Genomic DNA, 18,126 nt, shown 5'->3' with positions numbered 1-18,126 from the left:
ACCCTGCTGGTCAGGTAATGGGTCCGGGGAGCAGGCATGGCGCAGACAGCAGACGGTGAGACGGCGTCCCGCGGACCGCACTCCCGGCTCGGCTCCCCCGACCGGGTGCACGGCCTGCTCGACGCGGTGATGAGCCTCGGGCGCGGGCTGGAGCTCTCCCAGGTGCTGCGCGGCATCGTGGAGGCGGCGGTGACCCTCACCGACGCGGAGTACGGGGCGCTCGGCGTCGTCGGTGACGGACAGCGGCTGTCCCGGTTCCTGCCCGTCGGCATCGCCGACGACCTGGCCGCCCGGATCGGACAGGTCCCCTGCGGCCGGGGCATCCTCGGCGAGCTGATCCGCAACCCCGTCCCGCTGCGGCTGACCGATCTCGCCCGGCACTCCGCCTCCTACGGCTTCCCCGCCCACCACCCCCCGATGCGCACCTTCCTCGGCGTCCCCATCCGGGTCCGCGACGAGGTCTTCGGGAACCTCTACCTCACCGAGAAGCGGGGCGGGGAGTTCGACGCCGACGACGAGGCCGTGCTGAACACCCTGTCCGTCGCCGCGGGCATGGCGATCGAGAACGCCCGGATGTACGAGGAGAGCCGCCGCCGCGAACGCCGGGTGGAGGCCCTCGCCGAGGTGACCCGCGCCCTGCTCACCGGCACCGAGGCCCGCGAGGTGCTCGACCTGATCGCGCGGCGTGCGCTGGAGGTCGCCGGTGCCGACACCGCCGCGGTGCTGATCCCCGCCGCCGGACGGCCGGACTGCCTGGTCGCCGAGGTGGCCCACGGCCGCGACGCACGGTCCATCGGCGGCCGGGCGGTACCCGCGCGAGGGTCGCTGGCCGGGCTCGCCGCCTCCACCGGGGAGCCCGCGGTGAGCCGCGACATCCGCTCCGACGAACGCGCCCATCCGTTCGGAGGTGACCCGGAGGCGTACGGCTCCACCGTGGCGGTCCCGCTGCCGGTGGAGACCGGCGGCGGGGCCCTGCGGCTGAGCCGGCTGGCGGGCCGGCCGGCGTTCGACCCCGCCGAGGTGAAGCTGATCTCCGGCTTCGCCGACCAGGCGGCGATCGCCCTCGAACTCGCCCGGCGCCGTGCCCAGTCCGAGGAACTCGCGGTCCTGCACGACCGCGACCGGATCGCCCGCGACCTGCACGACCTGGCGATCCAGCGGCTCTTCGCCACCGGGATGACCCTGCAGAGCGCCACCCGCCTCATCGAACGCCCGGAGGCCGCCGAGCGCGTCGGCCGGGCCGTGGACGACCTCGACGACACGATCAGGATCATCAGAACGGCGATCTTCGGCCTGCGCTCGACCGGTGTCGGCGGCCCGGCGTCCGGGCTGCGCCGCCGGATGGCCGAGGCCGCGCAGGCCGCCGCCCCGGCGCTCGGCTTCGCCCCCGCCCTGCGCATCGACGGCCCCGTGGACAGCGCCGTGCCGGACGAACTGGCGGAGCACCTGCCGGCGGTGGCCGCGGAGGCGCTGAGCAACACCGCCCGGCACGCCGGGGCCGGCCGGGTGGACGTGCACCTGGCCGTCACGGACGACGAGGTCGCGCTCACCGTCGCCGACGACGGGGTGGGCGTCGGCACCGCCCCGCACACCGGCGGCCTGGTCAACATGCGCATCCGCGCCGAACTGCTGGGCGGTGCCCTGACCGTGGACTCCCCGCCGACCGGGGGGACCCGCATCGTCTGGCGCGTGCCGCTGCCGTGACCCCGCGGCCGCACCGGCCGTCCGCCCTCGCCCACCGGCCCGGCCACGCGGCGCCTCAGACCGGCGCCGAAGGGCTCTTCCGCATGCGCTCGGCGACCACCGCCGCCTGCACCCGGCGCCCCACGCCCAGCTTGGCCAGCAGCGAGGAGACCCGGTTCTTCACGGTCTTCTCCGCCAGGAACAGCCGCTCGGCGATCTGCCGGTTCGTCAGGCCGTCCCCGATCAGCTCCAGGATCTGCAGTTCCCGCGGCGAAAGGCCGGCCCACTCGGGTTGCTCGGGCCGCTCGACCGGCTGCGGCCCGCGCAGCCGGGCCATCACCCGCGAGGTGGCCCGCGGATCCAGCAGCGACTGCCCGGTCGCGACGGTGCGTACCGCCGTCACCAGCTCGGCGCCCTTGATCTGCTTGAGCACATAGCCCGCGGCGCCCGCGATGATGGCGTCGAACAGCGCCTCGTCGTCATCGAAGGACGTCAGCATCAGACAGGCCAGCTCCGGCATCCGGGCCCGCAGTTCCCGGCACACCTCGATGCCCTGGCGGTCGCCGCCCTCCTCGCCTTCGCCGAGCCGTACGTCCAGCACCGCGACCTGCGGGCGCACGGCCGGCACGCGGGCCAGGGCCTCGCGGGCGGTGCCCGCCTCCGCCACCACCACGATGTCCGGTTCGGCTTCGAGGAGGTCGCGCACTCCGCGGCGCACCACCTCGTGGTCGTCGAGGACGAAGACGCGTACCGGCGCTGCGGTCAGGGGCGAGTGATCCACGTGGTGCTCTCTTCCGGTGTGCCTGGGTCTTTCGGCCACACGCCGGGACCGTCCCGGCGTGCGCCAGCACATACCTCATCACCTCCGGGGCGGTAGGGCCGAACGGCCCTACGGACCGGGGGCGAACGGGCATACCGGTCAGATGCCATAGTGAGCGCGCCCCATACCAGGACGGGCGGTCCCGGGCGCTCCCCGTGCCGCCGCGCAGCCGCCCGTACCCCCGACAGGAGCTGCTGGCTAATCCGTGAACACCACAGGCGACGACTACCACACACTCCTCGCACGGCACGACGCGATGCGGCTCCGCCGCCGGCTCCTCGTGCCCGGCCCAGACCGGGAGACCGGCGGCGGCCGGGTACCGGACCACTACGACGGCGCCGCCGACCGGCGGCTGATCACCGGCTGCCGCGACCTGGTGACCCCCTTCGACGAGCTGATCGGCGAGCTGTACGAGGTGCTGTTCGCGCGCCACCCGTACCTGCGGTCGCTGTTCCCGGAGTCGATGGAGTTCCAGCGGAGGCACCTCGCGCTGATCTTCGAGTACCTGATCGAGCATCTGGACCGCCCGGACGACATCACCGCCGCCTTCGCCCGGTTGGGCCGGGACCACCGCAAGCTCGGCGTGCGGCCCGCGCACTACGAGGCGTTCGAGGAGGCGCTGTGCGAGGCGCTGCGCCGCCGGGCCGGCGCGCGGTGGACCGCACCACTGGAGCGGGCGTGGCTGCGGATGCTGCGGTTCGCCGTCGCGGCCATGGTCGACGGCGCGGAGTCCGCGCTCGCGGAACCGCCCTGCTGGCAGGCGACCGTGCTCGAACACCACCTGCGCACCCCCGGCGTCGCCGTGCTCCGCCTGCGGACGCACGAGCCCTACCCGTACCTGGCGGGCCACTGCGCGTCCGTGGAATCCCCGCTGCTGGAACACACCTGGCGCCCGTACTACCTCGCCGGCGCCCCGCGCCCGGACGGCGAACTGGAGCTGCACGTCCGGGCCGTCGGGAGCGGCGGGGTGAGCGAGGCGCTGGTCCACCGCACCCGCCCCGGCGACGTCCTGCGGCTCGGCCCCGCCCACGGGGTGATGACGCTGGACGAGGGCCCGGTGGGGGACCTGCTGCTGGTGGCGTACGACACCGGCTGGGCGCCCGTGAAGGCCCTGCTGCAGGAGCTCGACTCGCGGCGGACCCACGGCGGCCGGGTCCACCTCCTGCTCGGCCCCGAGGCGTACGACCGGGCGCACCTGGCCGGCTCGGCGCACCGCCGCCCCTGGCTGACGGTGGTTCCGGTGCCGGGCGGCGGGCCGGGGGCGGGCGGATTCGGCCCGCTGGCCGAGGAGGTGCTGCGCGACGGCGACTGGTCCGGGCACCTCGCGTTCGTCAGCGGCCCGCCGGAGACGGTCGCCCCCGCGGTGGCCCGCCTCGCCGACGCGGGGGTGCCCGCCGGGCGCATCCGCCACGACCGGCAGACCGAACTGGCCGGGGCGGGCGGTCTCCCACGGGTCTGCCGGTAGGCCCGGCAGGCGGGCCGGCACGCCGGGGGCGGGCGGGCGCCGGGCCGCGGGCAGCCGCCCGGTGCCGCGGCGCCCGGTGACCGGGCCGCGGGGGCCGGCCCGCCGGGCCGGGAGCCGCTGCGGACGGACACCGGCCCGGCGGAACGGACACCGGCCCGGCCTTGCCGCGGGGGACGCGCCGCCGGGCCGCGGCCACCCGCAGTGCCCGTCAGTCCCGCCCGGCGGCCGGTTCCGCATCGGGCCGGCCCCCGTGCGGCCGGGCCGGCCGGCCGGCGTGCCGGGCCACCGGCCCACGCGGTGTTCCGCCGGCCCGGGAGGCGCCCGCGGGCCAGAGGACCTCCACCGGGATGCCGCGGGCCCGGGCGAAGGCCACCAGATGCGCGGTGGCGTCCGAACCGTCGGACGGCGAGCCGTCCCAGACCACCAGCACCCGCCGGCAGGACTGGATGATCCGTTCGTCGGTGCTGATGCAGTCGCCCCGGTCCGCCGGGTCGAAGGGCAGCAGCCGGACCTGCTCGGCCAGGAGCAGCAGTTCCCCGGCGGCGTGCCGGTCCCGCTCCGGCAGTACCGCGGGCAGCGCGCCCCGGGCGGGCAGCAGCAGCGTGAGTCGCCGCCCCGCCTCGCGCATCGCCCGCCCGAACACCAGGGGCAGCCCGGCGCCGCCGCGGACCAGGCCCGTCGCGCCCTCCGCGAGCCGCTCCAGCCGCGTCCGCAGTTCGGTCTCCAGCAACTCCAGGGTGTCCGCGGTCAGGTCCGCGTGCCCGACGGCCGCGATCATCGGGCCCGTCCCCAGGTCGTCATCCTTCGCCTCCAGCCTCGTCTCCGTCTTCAGCCGAGGGAAGCAGTGAACACGGTCCGGGACCGGGACGGACAGGGGCCGAACGGCCCCGGGAGGAAGGAAACCGGGCCCGGCCGGGCGGGTGCTGCCGGCGGCCACCGCCGCCCGGAACCGTGCCGCGGACGGGCCCGTGCCCGGTGGCGTAGCCGGTGGCCGGTGCACGGCCCCCGGGCGGGCTCGGAACGCCCGCCCGGGGACCGGTCGCCCGGCAGCCCGGTGTGACCGGTCAGTGGTCCGCCGGTGTCACCGCGACGACGTGACGGCGCCGCCGGACACCGCGGTCCGCCACACCGTGTAGGCGATGCCGTCCGCGCTGCGGTTCAGCGCGGTGGCGTTGATGTTGCTCGTGGTGTCGCACGAGGAGTGGTAGCAGGGGTCGTAGGCGCGGTTGGCGGTGCCGCCCCACTTGGCCGCCTCGGTGGACGTCTTGCGCGCCGAGGCTCCGGTGGCGTAACCCGACGTGGGGATGCCGACCCGCTGGAACGAGTAGTCGTCCGAGCGCCCCTGCCCCTCGACGTTCTCCTGCGGACGCAGCCCCAGGGAATCCCAGTACGCCTTCATGGGCGCCGAAGCGGTGCTGTTGAGGTTGTTGATGAAGTAGCCGCCGTTGGTCGACCCGATCATGTCGAAGTTGTAGTACGCCTTGATCTTCGACCGCTCGGTGCTCGGCAGCGAGTTGACGTAGAACCGCGAGCCGTTCAGACCCTGCTCCTCGTCGGTCCACCAGGCGAAGCGGACCCGGTTGAGCATGGCGGGGTTCTGCTGGGCCAGCACCAGGGCGGTCTCCAGCAGCGCGGCCGACCCGGAGCCGTTGTCGTTGATGCCCGGTCCGGCGGAGACCCCGTCCAGGTGCGCGCCGAACATGTACACCTTCGAGGCGTCGCCCTTGGGCCACTCGGCGACCAGGTTCGGTCCGGCTCCCGGGGTGCACCCGGAGGTGCAGGCCTGCTCGGTGACGGTGAAGCCCGCTGCCTGGAGCTTGCCCTTCACATAGGCGACGGACTGGCGGTAGCCGTTGGTGGTGGAGCGCCGGTTGCCGCCGTTGTCCCGGGCGATCTGGTTCAGCTGGGTCAGGTGGCCCTGGACTCTGCTGACGTCGACGTCCGGTGCCGCGGCGCTGCGCGCGCCCCCGGAGGCGGCGTCGGAGCGCGCCTGCGCCGTCGCCGCCTGTCCGGGCGACGCCGAGGCCGGAGTGGTGAGCGGGACCACCGCGAAACCGGTGGTCACCGCCAGGGCCATGCCGATACCGGCAGTACGTATCTGCACCTGTGCTCCTCATGATGGGGGGTGTGGCTCGTGGCCGGTTCCCGGGCGCCGGGTCGGCGTCCGGGAGGGCCGGAGCGTGGGAAGGGTGCGGTGGGGCAGGCGCGCGGCGGCACCCCTGGGCGGGGTGGGCCGCGCCGTCGTGGGGCGTGCCGCGGTCCCGGAGGGCCGGCTCCGCGACCGGCGGCACGGCAGGGGCGGGCGCGGGCGCCGCGCCGGTCAGCGCGCGGCGCGCCCGGTGCCGGCCGGGCCGTCGGGTCCGGGCCGGTCGGCAGCGGAGGGCCGCGCCGCGGCCGTCCGGGCGCCGGCACCGCCACCGGGCAACGGGCCGCGTGGAGGAACTGAACGAGATGCATCCATGGGAGAAGTTCGCTTTCATCCGCAGGTCGCTCTGCCACGTGCCGATCCGTGGTGTGTGGGGGGCGCCCTGGAGGTGGAGGAACTCGATCCCCGGGAGTATGCGGGCGCCCGCCGGGCAGCGGGGAGATGGCATCTCGCGATAGGCCGGGGTTATCGCCCCGGTCCGGCGGTCGCCGGGGGCTCCGTCCCCTGGCGGTCGGCGGCCGACCGCACGGCTGCCGCCCCCTTCGTCGCCGAGGCGTCCCGGGGCCCCGGGCCCGGTCGCCGTGCGGGGGCGCGGGGGCCCTGACGTCCCGTCCGCTCCGGCCCCTGTCCCCACGGCTCACCCCCGGGCCATAATCGGGCATGTCAAAAGGCTGGCACTGGCTCCTTCTCGGCGCCTTCGTGGTGTGGACCCTGTTCGCGCTCGAGTGGCAGGACCTGGGCTGCGACATTCCGGAGTCCTACCTGGCCGTGCTCACCCGAGGTACCCCGGAGGGGCTGGAGTTCCTGCCCGCCTGCCACGGTTAGCCCGGCTCCGCCGGCCGGCCGCTCGTGCGGCCGTGCCCGCGCCGTGCCCGCGCCGTTCCCCCCGGACCGCCCGGGCTCCGGTGGGGCTATCCCCACGCCCCGCCGGTGGCCTGCCGGATGGGCGCCGGCGGCGTCCGTCGGCGATCGTGTTCCGGCAGGTCCTCCCCGGACATCGGCGGAGGACCAGGCGCACGATCACGAAGGGGACACCGTGAAGCGACCGATGGAACTGCCGCCGGCACGCCGTACCTTGCTCGGCGCCGCGGCGATGGCCGGCACCGGGCTGCTGTGGGGAGCCGCGGGAACGGCCGCCGCCGACGCCGGGCGGGCCGGGCGGTTGCCGCAGGGGGCGGTGGACGCGGAGGTGGCACGGCTGGAGCGCGGACTGATCGCACTCCGGCGCGACCTCCACCGGCACCCCGAGGCTCCGGGCCGGGAAGAGCGCACCGCCGGGGTGGTGGCCGGCGAACTGCGGGCGGCCGGGCTGGCCGTCACCACCGGGATCGGCGGCCACGGCGTCGTCGGTGTGCTGCGGGGCGCCCGCCCCGGCCGCACCGTGGCGTACCGGGCGGACATGGACGCGGTGCCGGCCGCGGGCATCGTCGGGGGCGGGACGGCACCGGCCCATGTGTGCGGGCACGATGTGCACACCACGGTGGCCCTCGGTGTCGCACGGACCCTGGCGCGGTTGCGGCGGCGGCTGAGCGGCACGGTGGTGTTCCTCTTCCAGCCCGCCGAAGAGGCGCTGGCCGGTGCCCGGGCGATGATCGACGCGGGGGTGCTGGAGCGTACCGGCGTGGCGGAGATCCACGCGTTGCACTGCGGTCCGTTCCCGGTGGGACGGTTCGCGGTGACCCCCGGCCACGGGCTGCCGGGCCAGGACCACGCGGAGGTGACCCTCACGGGGCCGGACGCGCCCGCGGCGGCGCGCCGGCTGGCCGCCGAGATCGGCGCGCTCGCGACGGTGACCCCGCCGCGGACCCCGGCGGACCTGGAACGGATGGTCGCCGATGTGCAGACGCCCGACGGGCCGCTGGCCCGGTTCGTGGCCGTCCGGGCCGGGGCGCTGGACACCAAGGTGAGCGTGTCCTACCGCTGCTGGCCGCAGGAACGGTACACCGGGGTGCGCGAGGACATCCGCCGGCTGGCCGCGTTCCACCCGGGCGCCGGGGTGCGTTTCCCCGGCGAACCGTTCCCCGCGATGGTCTGCCCGGAGTCCGACGCCCGTGCGCTCGCCCGCCGTCTGCGCCGCACGCTCGGCCGGGACACGGTCACCGAACTCCACGCCGCCTTCCCCTTCAACGGCGAGGACTTCGCCCTCTACCTGGACCGGGTCCCCGGCACGTACACCTTCCTCGGCGTCCGCGCCCCCGGCGCGCCCATCACCACCGCCTATCCGCACTACCCCGACTTCGCCCCGGACGAGCGGGCCATCGCGGCGGGCGTGCGGGCGATGGCCGGCTGGATCGCGGAGCGGACCCACCGGCCGTAGCGGACGGGGCCGGGGCCGCGCCGCCGAAGGGGCTCGCGCTCCGGCCCGTACCCGCCCCCGGCCTGCCCGGCACGGCCCCGGCCCCGCCCCGCCCCGGCCCCGCGCGGCCGCCGCACCGTGGCGGCGGCGTCACTTCGCCGGGCCGTCGAGCACCAGGTCCGCCTTGGCACGCAGCGCGGCCGTCTCCTTGGCGGCGGCCGCGTACCGGGGCTCGTTGCGGTCCAGGTCGGCGCGCTGACGTTCCGCCAGCACGGCCCACACCTGCCCCGCGGTGTTGTGGGCCCGGTTGCACTCGACGTCCGCGACGGCCGTGGCCACCTCCCGTTCGCCGTGGGAGGTGTTGCCCCGCGCGTCCCGCCGCCACTTCCTGTCCCGGGCGGCCTCCCGCGAGTCGGAGTAGCCGGTGAAGCCCTTGTCCGCCATGCAGCGCGCCCACTGCGCCCAGGCCCGGCGCACCCGCTCGTCCTTCCGCGCCGCCTGGTCCACCGCCTCCCCGCGCTCGGCAGGGTAGTTGCGGGTGGTGAGGGACCGCACGTCGGTCAGGCGCAGCTCGCGGCCCGCCTGTCCGGCGCAGCCGCCTTCCGGCACCGCGCGCCCGCCCACGGTGACCCGCCCGCCCGCGGTGCCGCTCCAGCCGTGGTAGGCCTGGTACTCCCGCTGGGTCATCGCCAGGCCGTCCGGCTCCCCCAGCCCCTGCTCGCGGACCCGTTCGGGGTCCCAGCCGTACCCCCACCGGCGGGCGTCCTCCAGGTCCAGGCTGCCCATCGGGGTACTGGACACCAGCACCACCGAGAGCGCGAAGTCGGGGGAACCGCCGGAACGGGAGCCGCGCGGGTCCTTCGGCCGGAGCGGGAAGCCGGTGAACCCCAGGTCCCGCATGCAGCGCTGCACCAGCCGGTCGCGCGCCCGCACCAGCCGCTCGCTGTCCTCGTCGGTCATGCGGTAGCGGTCCAGCGGCAGCGCCGGCACCTCGTCCCCGCCCCCGATCCGAGGCACGTCCCCGCCGGCCCCGTTGGGACCGCCCGCGCCGTCCCCCGTGGCGCCGCACCCGGACACCGCCGCCGCCAGCGACAACGCCAACGCGCCGACCGCCATGGCAGCCCCGTGCCGCTGACGACCCATCACCGCCACCTCCCCCTCCGTTCGTGATCACGCCCGCCGGGGACCCTACCGACCGGCGACCGCCGTACCGCGGCCGGGTGGGCCCGGCGGCCGGTCAGCAGGTCCGGCGGAGGTGGCCGGCGGACCCGGCCGGCCGCACGTCCAGATCGCGCAGCACCACCGACAGGGTGTCGCCCCACTCCTCGCAGGCCGCGGCGAGCCCGGCCGCCTCGTACTCGATGACCAGGACCCGGTCGTCGAAGGCGGTGGCGTACCGGTCGCATTCGTCGTACTGGCCGCACTCCTCGGCGACGGCGAAGTCGAAGCCGATCTCCCGGCCCCGCCGCGCCAGTTCCGCGGCGTTCTTCTGGCCGATCGCCAGACCGGCCGCATGGGCGCGGGCGACGAGCAGCCGTCCGAAGGCGAGGTCGTGCTCGGGGGAGAGGCGGCCGCCGGACCGCTCGTGGGAGTCGAGGTTGTCCGCCTCGATCGCCTGGTACCCGTCGGCGGCACAGCCGTCGATCCACTCTCCCACGATGGCGGCGAGCCGCTCGCGCTTGGCCGGGGTGGAGACGTCCAGCAGCGCCTCGCCCCAGTCCTCGTCCATCACCGGTTCACCGGACTCGTCCCGGAGCAGCAGGTCGGGGTGGTTCTTCCGCCACCAGCCGGTCGCGTCCGGCTGGGCCTGGAAGGCGTTGACGTAGCAGATGTTGTACAGCCCGTCGGCCGGTCCGGCGGTGCGGTCCCGGGAGACGGCGCCCACTCCCGGCGGTGGCGGATAGGCGCCGCCGATCTGGTAGTCGAAGCCGACGTGCGGTTCCGGAAGCACCACCTCGGCCGGGTCGGCGGCACCCGGGGACCGGGACGCCGGGTCGCCGTCCGCCGGCGGTTTCGTCGCACCGGGAGAGGCCGGGGCCGAGGAGGCGTCCGAGTGCTCACGGTCCTTCCCCGCGCATCCGGTCGCGGGCACCGCCAGGAGGCCGAGCACCACCACGGCCGTGAACGCACCGCGGAGCCTCCGCGGTATCAGGTCGAACAAGGCATGCTCCAGGTCGTCGTTGCCGCCGCGCGCCGCCGGTGCGGCGGCACGGACGGGCCGGCGTGTCCGCGGCGCGGCCGGCGCTGTCGGCGCCCGGTACCTCCGCACCCGCCACCCCGTCGGTGCGGTGCCCCGGCCGGGCGGGGCGCGGCGCGGGTCCCCCCGGACGGTAACAGCCCCGGGCCGCCGGGGCGGACCGGCCTGGCCCGGCGAACCGGGAGTCCGCGGCATCACGGACGTCCCCGGTCCGGCGGCCACCGCACCGGCGGCGGGGGCGACGGAGGGAAAGGGGGCAAGGGGGCAAAGGGCAACGGGAGGCGACACGGGGCACGGTGACGGCGGCCCGCCCCGGGACCGGCACGCTCACCTGCCCTCGGCCGACGCCCGCGGCGCCGGCCCGGGCCGGCGGCACGGCACCGGCCCCGGCCGGGGCGCCGCCGGGAGGCCGCGCCCGGGGCGCCGTACCCACCGGCGGCCCAGGAGCCTCAGACGAGGTCCTCGTACCGGGCCAGCAAGGTGTCCTCGTCCACCGGTGCTCCGGCGGGCTCGGTGTGCGGCGTCTGCTCGGCCCACACCGTCTTGCCCTCCGGCATGTAGCGGGCGCCCCAGCTGCTGGTGTACTGCGCCACCAGGAACAGGCCCCGCCCGCCCTCCTCGGTCGTCCCGGCCCGCCGGATGCGCGGCGAGGAGTTGCTGCGGTCGGACACCTCGCAGATCAGCGCCGTGTCGCGCAGCATCCGCAGACCCACCGGGCCCGCGCCGCCGTACCGAACGGCATTGGTGACCAGCTCGCTCACCACCAGGCTGGTGCTGTACTCCAGCTCCGACAGGTGCCATGCGGCCAGCTGCCGGTTGACCAGCGCCCGGGCCCGGCCCACCACCGACGGGTCGGCGGGCAGCTCCCAGGACGCCATCCGGTCGTCGGGCAGCGCACGCAGCCGGGCCACCAGCAGGGCGACGTCGTCGCGCGGCGCGCCGGACGGGGCGGTGGCCGTCAACCGGTCGCAGACCGCCTCCGGGGACGGGTCCGCGCCCCGCAGCGCCGCCAGCAGCCTGCCGGTGCCCGCCTCGACGTCGCCGTACGCCCGCCCCTCCTTGAGTAGTCCGTCGGTGTACAGCGCCAGCACGGTGCCCTCCGGAAGCTCCGCGGTGGCGGACTCGTACGGCTGCAGCCCGCCGAGCCCGAGCGGCGGGCAGGCCGGCACGTCGAGCAGCCGGATACGGCCGTCCGGCAGTCTCACCGCGGGCGGCGGATGCCCGGCCCGGGCGGCCGTGCACCGGCGGGTCACCGGGTCGTACACCGCGTACAGGCAGGTCGCGCCGGTCGCCGGGTCATCGGGCCCGCGGCCCACCAGGTCGTCCAGATGGGCCGGCACCTCCTCGGGCGGCAGGTCCAGATCGGCCAGGGTGCGCACCGCCGTGCGCAGCCGCCCCATGGTCGCCGCGGCCTGCAGGCCGTGCCCGGGCACGTCACCGACGACCAGCGCCACCCGCATCCCGGACAGCGGGATCACGTCGAACCAGTCGCCGCCCACCCCGGCGCCGGTGTCGGCGGGCAGATAGCGGTAGGCGAGGTCCACGGCCGCCACCCGGGGCGTCTCGCGCGGTAGCAGACTGTGCTGGAGGGTGAGCGAGGCATCGCGCTCCCGGGTGAAGCGGCGGGCGTTGTCCACGCTGATCGCGGCCCGGGCCGCCAGTTCGCCGGCCAGCACCAGGTCGTCCGCCTCGTAGGGCCCGGCCCCGCGGCGGTAGAACCCGGCCAGTCCCAGGACCGCGCCGCTCGCACACAGCGGGGCGCCCAGGTAGGCGTGCACCCCCTCGCCGAGCAGCTCGACGGGGTGCCCGCCGGGGGAGGGGCCGGCCAGGGCGGCGGTCAGCACCGAGTCCGCGACCGGCCGTCCGCTGCCCAGGCACCGGGCCTGCGGTGTGCCGGGAGCGTAGGCCACCGGATCGTCCGCGGCACCGGTCGCCGCGCCGCCGGCCGCGGCCCCGTGGGCGTGGCAGGCGACCCTGCGCAGCGCCACGTCCGGCCCCAGCGGGGCCGGCGGCGGGTCTTCGCCCGCCGGCACGCCCTCGACCAGGTCCACCACGACCACGTCGGCGAGGCGCGGCACCGCGATCTCCGCCAGCTCCTCGGCGGTGCGCCGCATGTCCAGCGTGGTGCCGAGGCGGACGCCCGCCTCGTTCAACAGTGACAGCCGCCCGCGCGCCTCGACCGCGAGCCGGCCGACGCCCGGCTCGCCGACCAGCAGCAGCCACGCGTCGGGCCGGCTGGGCGGTTCCCCGGAGGACTCGCCGACCGCCGGCCGCGCCGCGGACCGCGCGGTCGCCCCGGCGGGCCGGGCCGGCGCCTGGGGCGGGGGTCGCCCGGCCGGGTCGTCCGGGGCCGCCCGCCCGGCCGGGGCGGGTGCGCGCAGCAGCGGCACCTCCCGGCCGCCCGGCGCGATCACGGTGGCCGGCGCAGCCCCGGTGCCGTCGGCGTCCCGGAAGCTGACCTCGACCGCCGCGCCCTCCGCGTCGCCGTGGCTGAGCCGCTTGCGCCGCAGCGCCGCCACCCGGTTGCCGGCCAGCCGGACCTCGGCGAACGTCTCGTCGTCGCGGGCGAGCAGTTCGGTGGCGCTCTCCAGCAGCATCAGCCGTTCCTGCGGGGTCAGCCGCGGGGCCGCCTCGCCGCGGCCCGCCAGTTCGCCCGAGAACAGGTCGAGTTCGGCGTGCTCACCGCGTTCCCGGGCGCGGAGGAAGTGGCTCATCAGGTCGCGTTCCCGGGCCGTGCTGAACTCCAGCAGGCGTTCCGCGATGCGGTCGGTGGCGTCCTGGAGCGTCAGCGCCATCCGGGGATCGGCCAGCTCCCTGGGGACGGAGAAGTTGACCGCGCCCTGCACGGTGCCGCCCACCGGGTCGCGCACCGGCGCCGCCATGCAGGTCAGTGCCTTGAGGTCGTGCAGGAAGTGCTCCTGGCCGACGACCACGAACGGTTCCCTGGTGCTCAGCACCATGCTCACGCTGCTGGTCCCCATGAACCGCTCGTCGACGTTCGCGCCCGGTACCAGGGAAGCGGCGTCCATCAACTCCAGCACGCCGGGGTCCCCGCACCGGTCCAGGATGTGCGCCTGCGCATCGGCCAGGGTCACCGAGACCGGCGTCCCGGCGAACCGCGCGCACAGGCGCTCCAGCACCGGCGCCGCGGCCCTGACCAGCCGGGAATCGGGGTCCAGGTCCTGGGTGACCGGCAAGGTCACCCGCTCGCGGTCGATGCCGAGCGACTGCGAGCGCTGCCAGGAGGCGAGGATCTCCGCGCGCACCCCGGCCCGGGGCGGCCGCCGACCGGGGCCGGCCCACGCGGGGGACGGTCGGAACTCCACGGGATTCAGGATAATCGGGCTGAAGTGGTACATGCCTGTGGAGCCGGCGCCGGGTCCGGGGCGGTGGGTCCGCACCGGCGACGCGGGGCCGGGCCTCCGGGGACCGCGGAACCCGGACGGCACGGCCCGTGGCGCCCCCGGGCGGGTCCGCCGGCCGCCGACTGGGTGAAGGTTCAATCAGCGTGGGGTGGTGGGTGCGCCGGACCCGCCCTGACCTGCCGTGCGGCCCCCTGGGTGCCGGTGCTCGCCGTGAGAGGCACCCGCGAAGTGGCGGCTGCGTGAGGGCAATGCAGGTAAATGACCATATTTTCTGGGGTTTGATATCGCGTGTCCGGGACAGGCGGAATGAAGGCGGGGAGCACGGCCGGACGGCATTCCCTCTCCGGCCCTCCGGCCGGCCCCCGCCGTGGTACAGACCCGGTCGCCGAGACGTCTCTCTCCGGCGACCGGGGAAGACTTCCCGGCGGGCCGGGAGGGGGCACATCGAGTGCGACGGCCCACCGGACGCCCCGCCTCGCCGGTCCCGCCGGGTGCGCCGAGCAGGACGGACGTACCGTCAACTCCCTGACAGACTCGGCCGGTTGGCGGCACGATGGGGGATGTGGCGCGATATCCGGCAGCGGTCCGCAGAACGGGGGGCATCGCTCTCGGACTGCTGCTCGGCTCCACCGCCGTGGCCCTCCTGCTCGCCTGGCGGCTGGACCTGGACGGGGCGGCGTCGCTGGTGGGCTTCGCCGGCGGAGTGACCGGACTGACCGGGCTGTGGCTCGCCTGGTCCGCGTACCGCGACGACCGGGCGGAGGCCTCCGGGGCGGTGGATCTCGGCGTGGTGGCGGACCTGCTGGCGGTGGCGGTGCGCCGGCAGTGGGCGGACGAGGAACGGCGACGGCAGCTCAACTCGCCCTACCCGCTGCCGGTCAGCTGGGCGCCGGCGGCGCCGGAACCGTTCGACGACTGGCCGTCGCTGGTCCGGCTCGCCACCACCGGCGCCGGCTGGCCGCCCCCGCCGGCGGGCCCGACGTGGGCCGGCGGGCCCGCGGAACTCGCCGGCACCGACGGCGGACTCGGCCGCACACTTCAGCAGGTGCCCACCGGCCGGCTGGTCGTACTCGGCGGCCCCGGAGCCGGCAAGACGGTCCTCCTGGCGCGCCTGCTGCTGGACCTGCTCGCGCTGCGCGGCCCCGGCGACCCGGTGCCGGTGCTGCTGTCCCTGGCCTCCTGGGACCCGGGCGGGCAGCGGTTCGACGACTGGCTGGAGCACCGGCTGACGCTCGACCACGCGGGTCTCGCCGAGCCCGGGCCGCCGGGCACCGGGTCGCGGGCCCGGGCGCTGCTGGACGCGGGGCTGCTGGTGCTGGTGCTGGACGGAATGGACGAGATCCCGGAAGCGGCGCGGGGCTCGGCCGTCGCCCGGCTCGAGGGCTCCCTGCGGCCCGGGCAGCGGCTGGTGCTGGCCGCGCGCGGCGACTCCTACCGCTCGGCGGTGTGTCCGCCGGACGGCACCGGGGCGCGGCTCACCGGGGCCGCCGGGGTGGAGCTGCTGCCCCTGGACCCGGCGGTCGTGGTGCGGTACCTGCAGGACTGCGCCGGCGGCGCCGCGGAGGCGGCGCGCTGGACCCCGGTCCGCGACGCGCTCGCCGCCTCCTCCGCGGCCGGCGCGCCGCCGCCGCTGGCCCAGGCACTCAGCACTCCGCTGATGGCCGCCCTCGCCCGCACCGTCTACCACCCGGCCCGCGACGGGCCGGGAGCCGGCTCCGCCGGCAGCCCGGCGGACCTGCTGGACCAGCGGGACTTCCCCTCCCGGGAAAGCCTGGAGAGCCATCTGTGCGACGGACTGGTGGCCGCGGCCTACCGGGACCGGGCCGCCACCCCCGCGCCGGCGCGGAAACGGGCGGAGCGGGCCGAGCGATGGCTGATGTTCCTCGCCCGTGATCTCGAGCGCCGCCGGCACGGCCGGACGGACCTCGCCTGGTGGGAGCTGAGCGGCGCGGTCCCGGCGGCGACCACCGGGCTGGCGGTGGGGCTGGCGGCGGGCCTGGTCGGCGCGGCCGGACTGCTGCTGCCGATGGGCCTGGGATGCGGGCTCGCCGCCGGGGCGCTCGCCGCCGCGGCGGCGCGGGCACGGTTCCCGGCCGGGCGCGGCGGCATCTCGCGGGCGCTGGCCGGCGGGCTGCTGGGCGCGGTGCCGACCGCCTTCGCCACCCAGGCGCTCTTCGGGCCGGCGGCCGGTGTGGCGGGCCCCGGCCCGGCCGTGGTGAACGCCGTGGCGGTCGGTGTCGCGGTGGCGGGCTTCACCCGGTTCCGGGCCGGGCTCGCCGGGGGCGTGGCCGGCGGCGCGGCGGGGACCCTCGTCGGTGCCCCGGACATCTGGTTGCCGGCCCAGCTGGTCAACGGCCTGGGCCTGGGGCTGGCTGCCGGGCTGGTGGCCGGGCTGGCCTCGCCCGAGATCCCGGCCCGCGGACTGCGCTGGTCCTGGCGGGGCCTGGTGTCCGGCCCGGTCTCCGGGGCGGTGCTGGGGCTGGGCACGGGACTCCGGCTGGGCCCGGAACGGGGGTTCCTGGTGGCCGCCGTCGCCACCGCCACCGGGGCCGTCGTGGGCGGGCTCCGGTCCACCACCACGGACCTGACGACGGCGGCCGGGCCGCGGGCGGTCCTGGCCCGGGACCGGACCTCCTTCCTCGTGGTGGCGACGGCCTGGGGCCTCGCCGTGGGGGTGAGCGCCGGGTGCGCGGTGGGGCTGGAGTTCGGGCCGGCGCGCGGCCTGGGGGTCGCCGCGGCCGACCTGGTGGCGGTCGGCCTGGCGGTCGGTTTCCTGCAGACCTGCTGGGGCCGGTACACCGTGGCGCGCTGCCGGTTGGCGCTCACCGGCCGGTTGCCCTGGCGGCTGATGACGTTCCTCGCCGACGCACACGAGAACCGGCACCTGCTGCGGCAGTCCGGCGCGGTGTACCAGTTCCGCCACGAGGCGTTGCAACGCCGGCTCGCGGAGCGCGAGTGAGCGTCCCCGGGCCCGGGGACGGCACCGGCACGGCGGGTACCGCGCACCCGGAAGCCGGCTGCCCCGCCTCCTCGGCCACGTCGACGGGGCCGGTCCGGGACGGTGTTCCCGTGACGGCGGCCGGGGCGGGCTCCCGGCGCCCGCCGGGGGCGTCGCCACGGTGAGCCGGCGACCGGGCCGGCGCCGCCCGCACGGCACCGGTCCGTCCGCCGCGATCCGTCCGCCGCGGTCAGCCCGCCGCGGTCAGCCCCGCGCATCCGCCGTCCGCTCGCGCACCCGGCGGTGGAGGGAGTCCAGGAGCGCCGATTCGTCCGCGGTCAGGCGCAGGGCGCCGGCCGCCACGTTGGCGACCAGATGGTCCTGGTCGCCGGTGCCCGGGATGGCCAGCACGTGCGGGCCGCGGTGCAGTGTCCAGGCCAGCCGCACCTGCGCCGCGCTCGCCCCGTGCGCCCGGGCCACCTTCAGGATCTCGGCGCTTTCGGTGCCGCCGGCGCCTGCCTCCCGCCCGCTACCGGCGATCGCGTAGAACGGCACGAACGCGATGCCCTGCCTGCCGCAGACGCTCAGGAACTCGTCGTACTCGGGCCGTACGCCGATGCCGTACATGTTCTGGACGCACACCACCGGTGCGATGGCCTGGGCCTCGGCCAGGTGGTGGGGCTGGATGTTCGACAGACCGAGGTGACGGATGAGGCCGGCCTCGCGGAGTTCGGCCAGCGCGCCGAAGCGGTCGGCGATCGAGCCGGACCCCACGATGCGCAGGTTCACCACGTCCAGGTGGTCCCGGCCCAGCTGGCGCAGGTTCTCCTCCACCTGACCGCGCAGCTGCCCGGGGGTGGCGTGCGGCAGCCAGGCCCCCGACGGGTCCCGGCCGGGGCCGACCTTGGTGGTGATCACCAGATCGTCCGGATAGGGGGCCAGCGCCTGGTTGATCAGCTCGTTGGCGGAGCGCAGCGGGGAGAAGTAGAACGCGGCGGTGTCGATGTGGTTCACCCCGAGCTCCACCGCCCGGCGCAGCACGCCGATCGCCTGGCCGCGGTCGCGGGGTACCGCGTCGTGGACGAGTGCCTGGCCGGTCTGCGGCAGACGCATCGCGCCGAAGCCGATCCGGTTGACGTCGAGGTCGCCGAGCCGCCAGGTGCCGGCCGCCGCCGCTGTGATCTTCTGGGAGGTCATGCCGGGATGGTGCAACGCC

12 protein-coding genes are annotated in these 18,126 nt (G+C 76.6%); 5 read left to right on the top strand and 7 right to left on the bottom strand.

All coding sequences use genetic code 11. From position 1 onward, the window contains the following. Nucleotides 1-36 precede the first annotated feature (36 nt). Nucleotides 37-1,704 carry a GAF domain-containing protein gene (locus ACH4B3_RS22170; RefSeq protein WP_398465176.1) on the top strand — a complete coding sequence of 556 codons (1,668 nt, stop codon included), beginning with the start codon at nt 37-39 and terminating at the stop codon, nt 1,702-1,704. Between the two features lie 55 nt (nt 1,705-1,759). On the opposite strand, the gene ACH4B3_RS22165 is transcribed toward ACH4B3_RS22170, so the two are convergent. Next, entirely contained in the window at nt 1,760-2,464 is a 705-nt protein-coding gene (locus tag ACH4B3_RS22165) for a response regulator (RefSeq protein ID WP_398465174.1), read from the bottom strand. Between the two features lie 244 nt (nt 2,465-2,708). Here ACH4B3_RS22165 and ACH4B3_RS22160 point away from each other — a divergent pair, with 244 nt between their 5' ends. Continuing rightward, on the top strand, nt 2,709-3,968 hold the full coding sequence (locus tag ACH4B3_RS22160; RefSeq protein WP_398465172.1) for a globin domain-containing protein: 1,260 nt from the start codon (nt 2,709-2,711) through the stop codon (nt 3,966-3,968). Nucleotides 3,969-4,176: 208 nt separating this feature from the next. On the opposite strand, the gene ACH4B3_RS22155 is transcribed toward ACH4B3_RS22160, so the two are convergent. Further along, nucleotides 4,177-4,746, bottom strand: coding sequence for a hypothetical protein (locus tag ACH4B3_RS22155; protein WP_398465170.1), 570 nt, complete (start codon nt 4,744-4,746; stop codon nt 4,177-4,179). A 303-nt stretch (nt 4,747-5,049) separates the two neighbouring features. Beyond that, entirely contained in the window at nt 5,050-6,072 is a 1,023-nt protein-coding gene (locus tag ACH4B3_RS22150; RefSeq protein ID WP_398465168.1) for a M28 family metallopeptidase, read from the bottom strand. A gap of 702 nt (nt 6,073-6,774) precedes the next feature. Here ACH4B3_RS22150 and ACH4B3_RS22145 point away from each other — a divergent pair. After that, complete coding sequence (locus ACH4B3_RS22145; protein ID WP_398465166.1) at nt 6,775-6,939, top strand: hypothetical protein; 165 nt, start codon at nt 6,775-6,777, stop codon at nt 6,937-6,939. A gap of 223 nt (nt 6,940-7,162) precedes the next feature. Further along, entirely contained in the window at nt 7,163-8,431 is a 1,269-nt protein-coding gene (locus ACH4B3_RS22140; protein WP_398465377.1) for a M20/M25/M40 family metallo-hydrolase, read from the top strand. Between the two features lie 129 nt (nt 8,432-8,560). Here ACH4B3_RS22140 and ACH4B3_RS22135 read toward each other — a convergent pair whose 3' ends face one another. The 3 genes from ACH4B3_RS22135 to ACH4B3_RS22125 all read right to left on the bottom strand — a co-directional run bounded on the left by ACH4B3_RS22135 (nt 8,561) and on the right by ACH4B3_RS22125 (nt 13,933). Further along, nucleotides 8,561-9,553 (bottom strand): hypothetical protein, encoded by a 993-nt coding sequence (locus ACH4B3_RS22135; RefSeq protein WP_398465165.1) that lies wholly within the window; start codon nt 9,551-9,553, stop codon nt 8,561-8,563. Between the two features lie 94 nt (nt 9,554-9,647). Continuing rightward, nucleotides 9,648-10,571, bottom strand: coding sequence for an endo alpha-1,4 polygalactosaminidase (locus ACH4B3_RS22130; RefSeq protein ID WP_398465163.1), 924 nt, complete (start codon nt 10,569-10,571; stop codon nt 9,648-9,650). Between the two features lie 485 nt (nt 10,572-11,056). Continuing rightward, the gene (locus ACH4B3_RS22125; protein ID WP_398465161.1) at nt 11,057-13,933 is read right to left on the bottom strand and encodes a SpoIIE family protein phosphatase; all 2,877 of its coding nucleotides are present in this window, start codon (nt 13,931-13,933) and stop codon (nt 11,057-11,059) included. A gap of 601 nt (nt 13,934-14,534) precedes the next feature. Here ACH4B3_RS22125 and ACH4B3_RS22120 point away from each other — a divergent pair. Further along, a complete protein-coding gene (locus tag ACH4B3_RS22120; RefSeq protein WP_398465159.1) occupies nt 14,535-16,931 on the top strand; it encodes an NACHT domain-containing protein in 2,397 nt (798 codons plus the stop codon). A 243-nt stretch (nt 16,932-17,174) separates the two neighbouring features. Here ACH4B3_RS22120 and ACH4B3_RS22115 read toward each other — a convergent pair whose 3' ends face one another. After that, complete coding sequence (locus ACH4B3_RS22115) at nt 17,175-18,107, bottom strand: aldo/keto reductase (protein WP_398465157.1); 933 nt, start codon at nt 18,105-18,107, stop codon at nt 17,175-17,177. Nucleotides 18,108-18,126 lie beyond the last annotated feature (19 nt).

Origin of the sequence: Streptomyces sp. NPDC018031, from assembly GCF_044327625.1 — a bacterium.
Taxonomy (GTDB): Bacteria; Actinomycetota; Actinomycetes; order Streptomycetales; family Streptomycetaceae; genus Streptomyces.
Note: the sequence above shows the minus strand (reverse complement) of the source record. Positions and strands in the feature narration are given on the sequence as shown.

Excerpts from the sequence above, each read along its gene's own strand:
- ACH4B3_RS22145 (WP_398465166.1), top strand. The coding sequence starts at position 6,775 with ATGTCAAAAGGCTGGCACTGGCTCCTTCTCGGCGCCTTCGTGGTGTGG.
- ACH4B3_RS22135 (WP_398465165.1), bottom strand. The coding sequence starts at position 9,553 with ATGGGTCGTCAGCGGCACGGGGCTGCCATGGCGGTCGGCGCGTTGGCG.
- ACH4B3_RS22155 (WP_398465170.1), bottom strand. The coding sequence starts at position 4,746 with ATGATCGCGGCCGTCGGGCACGCGGACCTGACCGCGGACACCCTGGAG.
- ACH4B3_RS22115 (WP_398465157.1), bottom strand. The coding sequence starts at position 18,107 with ATGACCTCCCAGAAGATCACAGCGGCGGCGGCCGGCACCTGGCGGCTC.
- ACH4B3_RS22140 (WP_398465377.1), top strand. The coding sequence starts at position 7,163 with ATGGAACTGCCGCCGGCACGCCGTACCTTGCTCGGCGCCGCGGCGATG.
- ACH4B3_RS22170 (WP_398465176.1), top strand. The coding sequence starts at position 37 with ATGGCGCAGACAGCAGACGGTGAGACGGCGTCCCGCGGACCGCACTCC.